14 protein-coding genes and 2 pseudogenes are annotated in these 12,162 nt (G+C 47.0%); 3 read left to right on the forward strand and 13 right to left on the reverse strand.

Annotation, left to right across the window (positions count from 1 at the left end):
• Positions 1-14: 14 nt before the first annotated feature.
• The 6 genes from FVR03_RS05515 to FVR03_RS05540 are packed head-to-tail and all read right to left on the reverse strand — an operon-like array spanning position 15 to position 3,924.
• The gene (locus FVR03_RS05515; protein ID WP_147920748.1) at positions 15-512 is read right to left on the reverse strand and encodes a carbonic anhydrase; all 498 of its coding nucleotides are present in this window, start codon (positions 510-512) and stop codon (positions 15-17) included.
• A complete protein-coding gene (bioD, locus tag FVR03_RS05520) occupies positions 509-1,117 on the reverse strand; it encodes a dethiobiotin synthase (RefSeq protein WP_147920749.1) in 609 nt (202 codons plus the stop codon). The genes FVR03_RS05515 and bioD overlap by 4 nt, the downstream gene beginning before the upstream one ends.
• Before the next feature lie 2 nt (positions 1,118-1,119).
• Positions 1,120-2,472, reverse strand: a complete 1,353-nt coding sequence (locus tag FVR03_RS05525) for a dihydroorotase (RefSeq protein WP_147920750.1) — start codon at positions 2,470-2,472, stop codon at positions 1,120-1,122.
• 53 nt (positions 2,473-2,525) lie between these two features.
• A complete protein-coding gene (locus FVR03_RS05530) occupies positions 2,526-3,311 on the reverse strand; it encodes a DUF6671 family protein (protein WP_255474074.1) in 786 nt (261 codons plus the stop codon).
• A gap of 10 nt (positions 3,312-3,321) precedes the next feature.
• Positions 3,322-3,648, reverse strand: coding sequence for a hypothetical protein (locus tag FVR03_RS05535; RefSeq protein WP_147920752.1), 327 nt, complete (start codon positions 3,646-3,648; stop codon positions 3,322-3,324).
• Between the two features lie 15 nt (positions 3,649-3,663).
• Complete coding sequence (locus FVR03_RS05540; RefSeq protein ID WP_147920753.1) at positions 3,664-3,924, reverse strand: hypothetical protein; 261 nt, start codon at positions 3,922-3,924, stop codon at positions 3,664-3,666.
• A gap of 85 nt (positions 3,925-4,009) precedes the next feature.
• Between FVR03_RS05540 and FVR03_RS05545 the strand changes: the two genes are divergently transcribed.
• Entirely contained in the window at positions 4,010-4,933 is a 924-nt protein-coding gene (locus FVR03_RS05545; protein ID WP_147920754.1) for a LysR family transcriptional regulator, read from the forward strand.
• Positions 4,934-5,126: 193 nt separating this feature from the next.
• On the opposite strand, the gene FVR03_RS05550 is transcribed toward FVR03_RS05545, so the two are convergent.
• A complete protein-coding gene (locus FVR03_RS05550; protein ID WP_147920755.1) occupies positions 5,127-5,576 on the reverse strand; it encodes a SulP family inorganic anion transporter in 450 nt (149 codons plus the stop codon).
• 72 nt (positions 5,577-5,648) lie between these two features.
• Here FVR03_RS05550 and FVR03_RS05555 point away from each other — a divergent pair.
• Positions 5,649-6,327: pseudogene (locus tag FVR03_RS05555) on the forward strand (IS5 family transposase); the annotation flags it as partial.
• Between the two features lie 23 nt (positions 6,328-6,350).
• On the opposite strand, the pseudogene FVR03_RS05560 reads toward FVR03_RS05555, so the two are convergent.
• The 3 genes and pseudogenes from FVR03_RS05560 to FVR03_RS05570 all read right to left on the reverse strand — a co-directional run.
• Positions 6,351-6,602 (reverse strand): annotated as a pseudogene (locus FVR03_RS05560) (RepB family plasmid replication initiator protein); the annotation flags it as partial.
• Positions 6,603-6,905: 303 nt separating this feature from the next.
• Complete coding sequence (locus FVR03_RS05565) at positions 6,906-7,127, reverse strand: hypothetical protein (protein WP_255474076.1); 222 nt, start codon at positions 7,125-7,127, stop codon at positions 6,906-6,908.
• A 96-nt stretch (positions 7,128-7,223) separates the two neighbouring features.
• Positions 7,224-8,468 (reverse strand): ribulose-bisphosphate carboxylase large subunit family protein, encoded by a 1,245-nt coding sequence (locus FVR03_RS05570; RefSeq protein WP_147920758.1) that lies wholly within the window; start codon positions 8,466-8,468, stop codon positions 7,224-7,226.
• Positions 8,469-8,748: 280 nt separating this feature from the next.
• On the opposite strand from FVR03_RS05570, the gene FVR03_RS05575 reads away from it, so the two are divergent.
• Positions 8,749-9,474, forward strand: coding sequence for an IS1 family transposase (locus tag FVR03_RS05575; protein ID WP_147920759.1), 726 nt, complete (start codon positions 8,749-8,751; stop codon positions 9,472-9,474).
• 388 nt (positions 9,475-9,862) lie between these two features.
• Here the strand turns inward: FVR03_RS05575 and FVR03_RS05580 are convergent, their stop codons facing one another.
• The 3 genes from FVR03_RS05580 to FVR03_RS05590 are packed head-to-tail and all read right to left on the reverse strand — an operon-like array spanning position 9,863 to position 11,927.
• The gene (locus FVR03_RS05580) at positions 9,863-10,432 is read right to left on the reverse strand and encodes a cupin domain-containing protein (RefSeq protein ID WP_255474077.1); all 570 of its coding nucleotides are present in this window, start codon (positions 10,430-10,432) and stop codon (positions 9,863-9,865) included.
• Positions 10,433-10,488: 56 nt separating this feature from the next.
• Positions 10,489-11,232: an SDR family oxidoreductase gene (locus FVR03_RS05585; protein ID WP_147920760.1), complete on the reverse strand. Its 744-nt coding sequence runs from the start codon at positions 11,230-11,232 to the stop codon at positions 10,489-10,491.
• Between the two features lie 38 nt (positions 11,233-11,270).
• Positions 11,271-11,927, reverse strand: a complete 657-nt coding sequence (locus tag FVR03_RS05590; RefSeq protein ID WP_147920761.1) for a hypothetical protein — start codon at positions 11,925-11,927, stop codon at positions 11,271-11,273.
• Positions 11,928-12,162: the final 235 nt, after the last annotated feature.

The raw sequence follows: 12,162 nt of genomic DNA on the forward strand, positions 1-12,162 counted from the left end.
GGCAGCTGCCAAGGTTATTGATTTAGTTCTTTTAGCGTCAACTTCACTTCTTCCAGCTGGCCTTTTTCTTTTGTGGTAACCAAGCCTTTTATCCTGATCTGAGATTGAGTGATGGGTGACAGGAGCAGCTCATTGGAAAGAATGTCATCAGCTTGCCGCTGTATATTCAGTTTCGCCATGTTTTTCTTCTTGTCTGCCAGAGAGTCGCCTGCCATGACTGTGGCGTAATTATCTACAAGCAGGTCCCGCAATACCTGTTCTGCCTTAGTGTCAAAGCCTTTTTCCTGCTCCAGAACACTCTTTATGAAAGGGCAGGAGGAGTCACTCACAATGATGACCTCATCAATAGCCTCCCTTTTGAGGAAGTCCTCCAATGTCTCCACATAATTTATTTCCTGAAAGTTAAATACGGCTCCAAGTGCGGTAAGAAAGAACACCTCCTGGCCATATTGTTCTTTGATGAGTGACTCTGTTTGGCTGGCCGGGCAAATGAGAAACAGCCTGTTTTTCATATCTCTATTTCTTTAGCGTATTTCAAGACAGTTGCTTTGTTGACTACCTTCTCCTCTTCAACTTTGAACAAAACGGGCAGTTGGGAATAGTGCTCAATAATGGCTTCTGTCTTTGGCGTGCTCTCGCCGTTAAATACAAGACCAAGAACAGGGATGTTCCTGCGCCTTAACTCCTGAACAGTGAGCAGTGTGTGGTTGATGCTTCCAAGATAGTTTCTGGACACCAGGACCACACTTGCTCGGAGGTGTGATATGAGATCAGCAATCAAATGCTCCTTATTGAGTGGAACCAATAAGCCGCCGGCTCCCTCAATAATCAAATGATTCTTTGTTTCCGGTACGATAAACTCTTCCAGCCTTATGGTTACTCCATCTATTTCAGCTGCCGCATGTGGGGAAAGAGGCTGTGAAAACGTGTACCTTTCCGGATGAAATATTGAGGTTGAATTGCCTGTCAGGTTCTTAACCTTTTGGGTATCAGAGTAGTCTAGATCACCCGATTGGATAGGTTTCCAGTAGTCGGCCTTTAACTTTTCCGTGAGAATGGCTGAAACCACTGTTTTCCCCACTTCCGTACCAATGCCAGTTACAAATAGTCTCTTCATTCTTACCTTATCTTTTCAAATTCCAATCTCTTGCCTTTTGCTTCGCTGGCGAATTTTCCATTTGCATACACTAAATTTCCGTTTACCCATGTGTGAGTGACGCTGCTTGTGAAAACCTGTCCTGAAAAAGGCGACCAATTGCATTTATACAGCAGGTTTTGTGGATTTACCTGCCATGGCCGGTTTATATCGACCAGAACCATATCTGCATAATATCCCTCCCGGATGTAGCCTCTTTCTTTGATTTTATAGATCTCAGCCACTTTATGGCTCATGGTTTCGACTATCTTTTCCAAACTTATTTTTTTCTGATGATAGAGTTCCAGCATAGCAACTAAGGCATGTTGAACTAAAGGACCCCCTGAATTCGCCTGAAAGTAATTTCCCGCTTTCTCTTCTTTGGTATGCGGAGCATGGTCGGTAGCAACAATATCTAATCTGCCATCTATAAGAGCCTCTAATAAACCTTTAGCGTCCTTTTCGCTTTTGATGGAAGGGTTCCATTTTATTTTGGAGCCCAACTGGTCATAATCCTTCTCTGAAAACCAAAGATGGTGGATACATGCTTCGGCTGTTATGCGCTTTTCTCTGGCTTTTGCTTTGTTGTCAAGAAGGTTTGTTTCTGCCAGTGTGGAAATATGAAACAGGTGGAGGCGGCTGCTGTGCTTGCGTGCAATCTGCAACACCCTTTCAGTTGCTTTTACACAGGCCTCTTCACTTCTTATCAATGGATGGCAGCCAAAGGGTATGTTATCGCCGTATTTTCTCCGGAATAATTCAGTATTCCTTTTTATGATGCTGTCATCCTCACAATGCAGGGCAACTAAGGTGCTGGTTCTGGAAAATAGTTTTTCTAAGAAATCTGGATAATTTGCCAGTATCCCTTCATCATTGTGAAAGTAGAGGCCATCATCGGTGATGCCGCAAACGTTCTCAGTATCCGTTCTTAAGGCTTCCTCTAAGTTGTCTTTCCCAATGCCCATGAAAAAGGAATAGTTCGCAAGGGACTTCTCAGCCGCCAAACCGTATTTTTCTTCAAGCAATTCCTGCGTCAGCGTATTAGGAACGGTATTGGGCATGTCCATATAGGAGGTAACACCACCCGCAACGGCAGCTTTTGACTCGGAGAAGATGTCTGCTTTGTGAGTGAGGCCGGGGTCCCTGAAGTGCACCTGGTCATCAATAACACCCGGCATCAAATACAGTCCTTCCGCGTTGATCTCCATATATCTTCCTTCTTTTGGAGAAGTAATCTCAGGAGCAACCTTCTCAATTCTGTCTTTTGCAATCAACACATCTGCAACAAACACGCTTCCCTCGTTTACGACATTCGCGTTGCGTATAATAGTTTTCATCTCCGGCTTTTAAGTTGCTCTTAGGTCTTTATTTGATTTTCTAATCTGGTTATCTATGGATTACACAGGTCGCAGTACATCGGGTCCTCGCTGGTTTTTTGATGCGGGTACTTCTCTTCTTTCACGAATGCGCACTTCTGACACTCATATACATAGCTCAGTATGGAACGGGTAGGGTAACGGCACCATTCGCAGGGTAGGCCCGGATGAGCTCCGGTGATACCGAAGCCAGGGGTAGCGCAGTGGGGGCAACGTGAGCGGACTTTCTCTAGTAACTTCTGGGCTGCCTGTCCGATTACTTTCATCCGCGTAGGGTTCAGCATCGCCCTCATGTCCGTTTCCACGTACACTGTGCCGTGCTTTCCTAATAAATGATAGAAATAGTCTTTAAGCTGGCTCCAGTCCTGAATACCTTTTATAACCCCGGCATTGTCTTCTCTCGACTTGCGGAGTATCAGCGCATGCGACGGGAACTGCGCTCTTTCAGCAAAGCTTGCCAGCTGGCTCTCTGTGTGAACTTGTTCCCCTCCAAAGTTGGTTTCGGTGCTTAACTCCCTGACGATGATCTCCAGGTTGTTCTCCCTATCTATGAAGATCAGGATTTCCTCATCAGCATGCAGGAAGAAAAAGGAAGGATGGGGTCCAAAGGACCCCTCACTAGCGATGCCCAAGTCGCAACTATACAACTCCATTACCTTCAGGCACTTGTTCCGTACGGTGGTGATCGGATCGTCCTTTCTTTCTATCTCTCCGCTAAAAGTGCCAAACGTATCTGTGTCAAAGCTCTCTGAGACAAAGCATTCTACCCCAAAGGCCTCCTGAAAGAGGGGGACAATCACATTTTCTTTCTTATGCTTGGTAGCTATGAGCAAGCTCCTGCCTTTGAACATAATCACCGGGTTGACCTTTGGCTTCGAAAGCAACGTTTATGGTTGACTCTATTTTTAAGCTGCTGCTTGCCTCCTGCGCTTTTTGAATAAGAGCGATGATTTGCGCCCTTGCTTCCTCCAGCTCATTTACCCTTGACTCCGATGCAGTGTCGGGTTTGCCGAAACGAACTTGCGCGCTAAAATTTTGAAGCTTATAAAAGTTGATTTTACTGTTTACCACATCAAGGAGTGTTTCCTTGGCCTCCATAGGGGTGTAATCACCCATGATCAAATTAATTGTTGTCATAAAAATTGTTTTTATTTAAGAAGTTTTTGGAAGAATTCGAATAAGATTTAAACAAGCGATAATGGCTAAAGCTTTGGTAAGCTCCGTCAGTAAAGACGCTTCATTATTGGCTGTGATGAAAAAGCAGACAACTAATGAAACCAAGCTCAAAAAGATCCTAAATTGCTTCATTCTACTATAAATGTCGCCTTTCGCCACGGTGATCTTCCTTGAAACCGGGGCACTCACCGACTCAGGGGATTTCCCATGGTCTTCGGTTAATCTCATTTCGTTCATGTGCGATTTATTTGTGCTACAAAAATGACTAATTGTTTATATAAATAAAAATATATACTTTTAATGCGGTCCATAAATAAACTTTATGAACTATACATTGCATCAATTGCAGGTGTTCCTGAAAATCACCCAGACGCAAAGCATCACAAAGGCTGCCGAGGAGCTGCACCTGACGCAGCCAGCCGTGTCCATTCAACTCAGGAACCTGCAGGACCAGTTTGAGATACCCCTGACAGAGGTGATTGGAAGAAGAATTTTCATAACCGACTTCGGCAAGGAAATAGCTGTTGCGGCCGAAAGGATTCTGAATGAGGTTCATGCCATCAATTACAAAACACTTGCGTACAAAGGGCAGTTGATCGGCCGCCTGAAAATCACGGTTGTGTCAACGGGCAAGTATGTTATGCCTTATTTTCTGTCTGCTTTTTTAAAGCAGCACCGCGGCATAGAGTTGGTGCTGGACGTCACTAACAAAGCCAGGGTGATTGAGAGCCTGGAAAAGAACGAGGTCGATTTTTCCCTGGTGTCGGTCTTGCCCGAGAACCTGCAGGTCGAAAACATAGAACTGATGGAAAACAAGCTGTATTTGGTCGGCAACAGGGAGCAGCACTTTAAAAGCCAGCTTCACAACAACAGCATTTTTGAGGAGATCCCTTTAATTTACCGGGAGGCGGGCTCCGGCACCAGGCACGTAATGGAAAGATATATCAGGCAGAACAGCCTGCCTGTGATAAAAAAGATGGAGCTAACCTCAAACGAAGCCGTAAAGCAGGCTGTGATAGCAGGGTTAGGATACTCCATTATGCCCTTGATAGGAATTAAGAATGAGTTAAACAATGGTGATCTGCAGATTATCCCTGTCAAGGGATTCCCTATTGAGTCGACCTGGAACCTGATATGGCTAAAGAACAAAAGCTTTTCACCCGTTGCCAATTCATTCCTAGACTACATACAAAAAGAAAAAGGCAAAACAATTCAGGAATGGTTCGGCTGGCTTAATCAGTTTTGACAAGCGCACAGGGTCACCCTATGCATAGACTATTTGTTTGCCCGCTCCCATCTCCATTTCCCTCTTCTGGAGCCGCCACAAAGCCTCCTGATTGATCATTCAACCAGGAGGCTTTTGCTTTGTATTCCTGAACTGAAGCCTGGAGTAATTCAGGCGATGGCTTAGCTTAGCTTAGTTACCCTGAGTGATCCTTTTAGGCGGCTACTTTCACATCTCCTCTCCGTTGCATCCTCACCCTTGCCGCCTGCGGATGTTTCGAAATGGGCCTGTGAGCGTGCAATCCTGTAATTTCCAGCTGTCCTCCCTGGCCAATATACTCCTCCCGGTACTGATGCAGGTGCTTCATCACCGTGTGGTCCACGACTACGGTTTCGGAAAAATCGAGCACGAGGTGTTGCTGGCGTGGCAGGCTGTCAAGATACTTGCGTAATTTGATGTAGTTGCTGAACACTGCTCCATCCGACAAGGCGATGTGAAAGTAGTCTTTGCCTTCGTGCTGCTGAAGCTTTATGCCGGGCCTGAAGATACTTTTCACCGGTAACCCTTTCATCATCAGGATGAGCAGCTCGGCAGCTATACCAGCACCTATACCGATGAGCAGATCGGACGAGAGGGTGGAGATGATTGTAATGAGAAAGATCACCAGCTGCTCCTAGGTTGTGTTGACAACTACTGAATGATTTATGGCGGTAATTGTTTATAGCTTAAAAAGCTTATGCGACGCTACGAAATCAGCGACCAAGCCTGGCATCGTATCAGTGGTTTATTGCCGGGCAAATCCACTGATGTGGGCCGTACGGCCAGAGACAACCGCCAGTTCCTCAACGCCGTGCTCTGGATTGCCCGCAGTGGTGCCCCCTGGCGCGACCTTCCCGAGCGCTTCGGCCCCTGGAACTCTGTCTACCAACGCTTCCGCCGCTGGGCCCGCAAAGGCGTATGGCAGCAGGTCTTTGAGGAGCTACAGGAACCGGACCTGGACTGGCTCCTGCTCGACTCCACTACCATCAGAGCGCACCAGCAGGCGGCAGGGCAAAAAAACAACGGCAGCGGCAGAAGCTTTAGGCCGCAGCCGTGGCGGCTTCAGCACCAAGGTACATGCCTGCTGCGATGCCCTAGGCAACCCCCGCAGGCTTTTCCTCTCCGTGGGGCAGCAGTCCGACCACCGGCAGGCAGAGGATTTACTGGCAGAAGACAAACCCGGAGCAGTAGTGGCTGACAAAGGCTATGACAGCAAAAGCTTTGCTCAGTTCATTACGGAACGTGGCGCTGAAGTAGTGATTCCTTCCAGAGCGAATGCCAAGGAGCCTCGTCTCATTGATGAGAACCTCTACAAGGACAGAAACAAGATCGAGCGCTTCTTCAACAGAATCAAACATTACAGACGCATCGCTACCCGATACGATAAAACAGCTGCTTCTTACTTAGTTTTGTACATATACGCCTGTATTGTTCTAAGACTAAGCAGTTGCTCCAGCTCAGCTTGAGTATCGTTTCCTTTTAAATCAAGCAGATAGGGAGCTAAATCGCTATTGATCTTTGTGACAATAAATCTGCTATCCTGTGTATATCTTACTGTTGGAAAGATAACCATACTTTCATAAGATTTCTGAACCTTGCCTTTTTTATCAGTTGATATTTGCTCTATCTTGAATTTCATTTCCTGTAGATCATTAGCAAGTTTTACAACCTATTTAGTTTTTACCTCCTTTTGAAGCATATAGGGCATCTACAGGTATTTTTACATGACTCAGTTCCTTATCATCTTTATGTATGTGACCTAGTGCATAAATAAATGCACGTAATTGAACAGTTGGAATATCAAAGTCGCTATTAACTAAATTGTTATGATGCGTTACAACCTTATTGGGCTGCTTAGCTGGTATATATTAGAGTATCACTCATATGAATAGAAGATTACAGTACACTACTGTATGTACTAAAAGTGCATCTTGTACACCTAGCAAAAAATTGATTAATTTTTTGCTAGGTGGGAATCTGTACATGTATCATTAACAGATTCTGGTGGAGCAGACTTTATAATGCACATGCGCCCCCCCAGTTGCTGTAGCGCCTCGAAAGCAGGACGCAGCGTCTGCTCCATCTGCTTGGGATCCATGGCACGCGTCATACCGGCCACGCCTATCGCCTGCAAGCTCTGGTAGCGTGCCAGCAGCTCCGCCTGGGGTGGCTCCATGAACAGCACGGTACGGACGCCGGCACGGCTCAGGAACTCCAGCGGTAAAGTCGTCGCCGTAGTAGACCAGCAGCAGGTGGTGCGGGTGGTTTGTCATTAGTTAGATCCGAATTTTTTAACTGAATTACCGAATTCCGGGTACCGCTGTGCTGCTGCTTCTACGGACAAGCCTGCTACTGCTGCTTCCCATGCTTGGTTCAGGGCGACTACACCTCCGGCAGGTCCATCAGGGTGCGCCATTATGCCGCCGCCTGCCATGTACAGCAGGTCGGTGGTTTGGGTGCGGCGGTACGTTTCGGGGGCCTGCCCGCCCCATTGCCCGGATGATACCACCGGCAAAATAGAGTATCCGCCCAGCATCGGCTTCAGGCACGCTTCTATGGAGCGCACTACTGAATCATCGGATTCCCAGAATTTATTCTGGATGCCGTTTACGTGCAGCTGGTCCACGCCTGCCAGGCGCCAGATTTTCTGGTAAGCCGGAAACTCGATGCCCAGCAGCGGGTGGCGGTTGAGCATGCCCCAGCCATTGCGGTGCCCGTGGATGGCCAGTTCCCCCTGATCGCACACTTTCTTCACACCGGACAAGCCCACGCTGTTGATGCTCACCATGGCACAGGTGTTTCCGGAGGCCACCACCTTTTCGTAGCGGCGCAGCATGGTATCTACCTCATCGCTGATGTTGATGGCGTACATCACACGTTTCCCGGTTTTATCCGCATGAATGTTTATAACGCGCATCACCGCCTCCAGCCGCTCTTCAAAAGAGGAGTTAGCCGACGAAACCAGCAATTCATCATCCTTAATAAAGTCGATGCCTGCCTCGGCCAGTACTTTCACCATGTCAGCGGTCTGCTGCGGCGTCAGACCGATGCTGGGTTTGATGATGGTACCGATAAGCGGTCGGTCCTGCACACCGGTGAGTTTCCGGCAACCGGCAATGCCAAAGCGGGGGCCTTTAAAATGATCACCAAATGAAGGCGGAACTTCCAGGTCCATCAGTTTCAGGCCTGTAAACTGTGTGATCTCGTACAGGTTGCCCTGCAGCGTGGAAACCATCGCAGGCAGGTTATAGCCAAAGTTCTCCACCGACCACGATACTTCCACCTCAGCCCGGTTATATTTGCCGCTGGAAGCTTTGGCTCCCGGAATGGCAGGTTCGGATACGGTTTCCAGGTGGTTGATAGTTTCTATGCGAGCAGCGAACCGCTGCTTCAGTTCTTCGGTTTCGCCCGGCACCGCCACAAAAGTGCCGGAAGACTGCTCTCCGGCCAGCACGGCGGCAGCGCGTTCTACCTCAAAGGGTGTTTCTATATAATAGCGGGCTGTTATTCTTTCCATTGTTTCAGATGATGAGGGCAGTAAGCACCAGGCTTTTTGCCATAGGTTTGTGTTTGGAAAGGCTAAAATAACAACTGTTCGTAAGAAAAAATATTTATTTGCGAAATATTTATTTATATATGAATTGTTTGAATGGAGGAGCAGGTGTGGTGGCAGGTGCAGTTTAAGAATTATCCTTACATTTTAGACATTTTTAAGGTAGTCCTACAGAAGTAATGATAGAATAACAAAAAAGACCGCAGTAGAGGTAAAAAGGAGTGCGAACAACTTTTATACCATCATGAACAGGTCATGCTACTACTGCGGCAGTGTGAATAAAGTCAAAAATGGTAAAACCTACTACGGTAAAGCCAGGGGCAAGTGCAAGGACTGCAGACGGCAGTTTGTCTTTCACCGGCAAAACCGTAGCCTGAGTCCGGAGCAGAAAAGGCTCATTAAGCTGCTCTTGCTCGAGCGGCTTTCCCTGGAGGGGATCTGCAGAGTGCTGGCCATATCTGCCTACCACCTTTACCGCTACATGGATGAGCTGTACGTAGAAGTTCCGGATGACTTGAACGCACAGGTTTCGGCACAGGCAGAACTGCAGCTGTGCTGCTATGAGTGCGAGAGCGATGAGTTGTGGAGCTTTGTCGGCTGCAAGGCCAATAAGCAGTGGCTTTGGGTGGCCCAGGACAGGAGAAGCAGGCAGATCGTGGCCCTGCACCTGGGAGACAGAGGCGCAGCGGGGGCAAGGGGGCTGTGGGAGAATATTCCTCAACAGTACAGGCAGCAGGCAACTTTCTTCACCGATAACTGGGAGGCCTATAAGCAGGTCATACCGGCACAGCGGCATAGAGCCTCTAAAGAGAAGAAAGACACCAACCATGCCGAGAGGCTTTTCTGCTCTCTCAGGCAGAGATGTGCAAGGCTGGTGAGAAAGGCGCTATCCTTCTCAAAAAAGCTCGACAGGCACCTGATGGCTATTATGTTCTTTGTCGCTAACTATAACCTATCATTACTTTTATAGAACTACCAATATTTCTTACTTATATGTTTTAGTAACAGAATGTCGCTTGCCTCTCGCAAGAAAGGCATTTTGTTTTTGTAGGTTCTAGACCAACTTGAAAAACTTATCTGGCATTAATTTCTTTGGAGACAATTAAATTTAGTTTGTTGAGCCTTTAGCCATTTTTTCAATTACATCCTTTAATTAATACGAGTAGCGGTTGGCACAGGAAGATGGTACTTACAATAACACCTAAACTTTAGCTACGCCACAGTTTGACCCGAGACGTTATCCTTCTACTTTACATAATGGAGCTTATCAGCCGCCGGTTAAACCACTATTTTACATCTTGTAATTCCAGGAAATTATGAGACAGCAAGTACCAAATCATATCAGGACTAGACACACCTTATTTAGCGTTATTATACTCTTCATCGGTGACAGGCTGCCTCCACTCGACGATTCCTTTTTCGGTATTGGGAATAATGTATAGCTGCTGTAAGCCGGTATCGGGACTTGCGCCATGCCAGTGTCTAACGTTTGGTGGGCACTTTACCACATCTCCCTTTTTGATGGTTTGCCTTGGCTGCCCTTCTAGTTGGTGGTAACCAACACCATCCGTAATAATCAGGATCTGACCGGCAGGATGGGTGTGCCAGTTGCTTCTGGCACCAGGCTCGAAATAAACATTACCCACAAGGGTAGTAAAGATTGAGTCATTTTCAACTAATCCATAATTCCAGGCATTTCCCGTGAAGTTTTTTGCTGGCCCTAACTCACCTTTAGGAAAGATGGCCTCAACTCCATCATTTGCTGTTTTCTTTGAAGTCTGTTCGTTACAGCTAAAAGTAAATAGTGCTGCAAAAGCAAAGGCCGCTACAGATGCTGCACTTATGCGGTGTCGATTCATGCTTTGACCATTTAATTTATATTGATCAATTCCGTTATCATTTGACTGGACCGGATACTTTGGTGACATCCTAAATCCAGACCTTGCTTCTGTTACAAGGTCTGGACAGTGTGCCGGCTACGGGCTTAAAGCTCCTGGGCTGTTGGCCTGAAAAGGATCTCATTGATGTCGACCTCTTCAGGCTGGCTAATGGCAAAAGCAATCAGCCGGGCAAATGCATCAGGGGTAACTCCCACTTGCCCTACATAATCCTGATTTGCTTCCTGGATATCTTTTTCGCTAATATGTTCGAGAAGCTCAGTTTTGACGGCACCTGGCGAGATGATGGTGGTGCGGATGTTGTAAGGCTTCATTTCCTGCCGCAGGCCCTCAGACAAGGCACGCACACCAAATTTGGTTGCTGAGTAAACCGCGGAGCCAGAAAAAAGCTTATGCCCAGCTACGGAAGAGACATTAATGATATGACCGGACTTCTGCTGCTTCATATAAGGGAGCGCGGCGGCAATACCATAGAGCACCCCCTTTAGGTTCACATCGATCATTTGATCCCACTCCTCCACATTCAGGCGCTCCAATGGGGAGAGCGGCATAACGCCAGCGTTGTTGAGAACCACGTCCACTCGGCTAAACTGCTCAACAGCAGCAGCAACTAATCGTTGTACCTGCTCACGCTGTGCAACGTCTGTAGTTACAGCAATGGCTCTACCGCCATTCTTGTTGATTTCCTCCGCTAACAACTGTATGCGATCTGCTCGCCTGGCACCGAGCGCTACGGCTGCCCCCTGTGCGGAAAAGTGACGGGCCGTTTCTTCGCCCAGCCCACTGCTTGCCCCGGTTATGACGACTACTTTTCCTTCGATATTACTCATGCCTAAAATATGTTTTTGATTTAAATAATTTGGTTTAGTTAGATGCAGCCCTTGTCTAAGCGGGCTGCATCTACAAACTTCTTTAGGTCTTGTGGAGAACCGTAGGATGATTCAGGAGCAAAGAACGAGGCAGGATTATAACCCCAGGAGCGGTCCATGGCATACTCCTGTACCGGAAGTGGCTCGATGCAGTTAAAGCCTAATTCTTTGATGTAGGAAAACTTGCTTTCTACATCATGAAAGCTTGCCCAACCCTTATTGAATTGGTCATTGCGTCCGGCGAAAGAGCCAATATGAAATTGATAAATGATGTAGTTTTCGAATCGAGGGGTTTCAAACGGTGTCCAGGGAAATATATCAGCACCCTGCACGACACATCCGTTTCGATTACTGGGGTCCTTCCTGGTTAGCTCTGAACTGACAACGTCACGTGCCGCTGGATCAAGGTGCTCCATTTCGCGCCCATCATTGTGCTCAATCTTATACCGGTACAACTGCCGTGCTTCAACGCCTGAAACAGTAGCACTCCAGTAATCCCCATTCTTACTGAGTTCCTGTTCAATTATTGTATCATCTACTTCCCAATGTGGCCCATCCTGAACTACAACCGACACCTTATTAGCATGCGGCGCCCAGACCCTGAAAAAGTAACCCTGCGGGGTGTACCATGCTCCAATTCTGTCATTTAAGTCCATACTGCCTTTCTATAGTTAAGAGCTAACGAAACAACATTATACCTTTTAAATAGTCCTGTACAGCTTCCTTCGAAATGTGTTGGAAACGGCAGAAGCAGTGTTATAAACACTTTTACACTAGCAAGTAAGGTAGAGCTGCGAGGGAAGGAAATCAATACTGTTTTTTCAGTATTTTTAAACATAATTTTTTCGGCCCTTAATTATTCTATATAAAAAATTTATGTTAAACAAGAAG

This window comes from Pontibacter qinzhouensis (assembly GCF_008017455.1).
Lineage (GTDB): Bacteria > Bacteroidota > Bacteroidia > Cytophagales > Hymenobacteraceae > Pontibacter > Pontibacter qinzhouensis.

What these genes read in the sequence shown, in the direction of transcription:
- FVR03_RS05515 (WP_147920748.1), bottom strand. Translation starts at nt 512, where the DNA reads ATGAAAAACAGGCTGTTTCTCATTTGCCCGGCCAGCCAAACAGAGTCA.
- FVR03_RS05545 (WP_147920754.1), top strand. Translation starts at nt 4,010, where the DNA reads ATGAACTATACATTGCATCAATTGCAGGTGTTCCTGAAAATCACCCAG.
- FVR03_RS05565 (WP_255474076.1), bottom strand. Translation starts at nt 7,127, where the DNA reads ATGGAGCCACCCCAGGCGGAGCTGCTGGCACGCTACCAGAGCTTGCAG.
- bioD (WP_147920749.1), bottom strand. Translation starts at nt 1,117, where the DNA reads ATGAAGAGACTATTTGTAACTGGCATTGGTACGGAAGTGGGGAAAACA.
- FVR03_RS05570 (WP_147920758.1), bottom strand. Translation starts at nt 8,468, where the DNA reads ATGGAAAGAATAACAGCCCGCTATTATATAGAAACACCCTTTGAGGTA.
- FVR03_RS05585 (WP_147920760.1), bottom strand. Translation starts at nt 11,232, where the DNA reads ATGAGTAATATCGAAGGAAAAGTAGTCGTCATAACCGGGGCAAGCAGT.
- FVR03_RS05580 (WP_255474077.1), bottom strand. Translation starts at nt 10,432, where the DNA reads ATGTCACCAAAGTATCCGGTCCAGTCAAATGATAACGGAATTGATCAA.
- FVR03_RS05575 (WP_147920759.1), top strand. Translation starts at nt 8,749, where the DNA reads ATGAACAGGTCATGCTACTACTGCGGCAGTGTGAATAAAGTCAAAAAT.
- FVR03_RS05540 (WP_147920753.1), bottom strand. Translation starts at nt 3,924, where the DNA reads ATGAACGAAATGAGATTAACCGAAGACCATGGGAAATCCCCTGAGTCG.
- FVR03_RS05590 (WP_147920761.1), bottom strand. Translation starts at nt 11,927, where the DNA reads ATGGACTTAAATGACAGAATTGGAGCATGGTACACCCCGCAGGGTTAC.
- FVR03_RS05525 (WP_147920750.1), bottom strand. Translation starts at nt 2,472, where the DNA reads ATGAAAACTATTATACGCAACGCGAATGTCGTAAACGAGGGAAGCGTG.
- FVR03_RS05535 (WP_147920752.1), bottom strand. Translation starts at nt 3,648, where the DNA reads ATGACAACAATTAATTTGATCATGGGTGATTACACCCCTATGGAGGCC.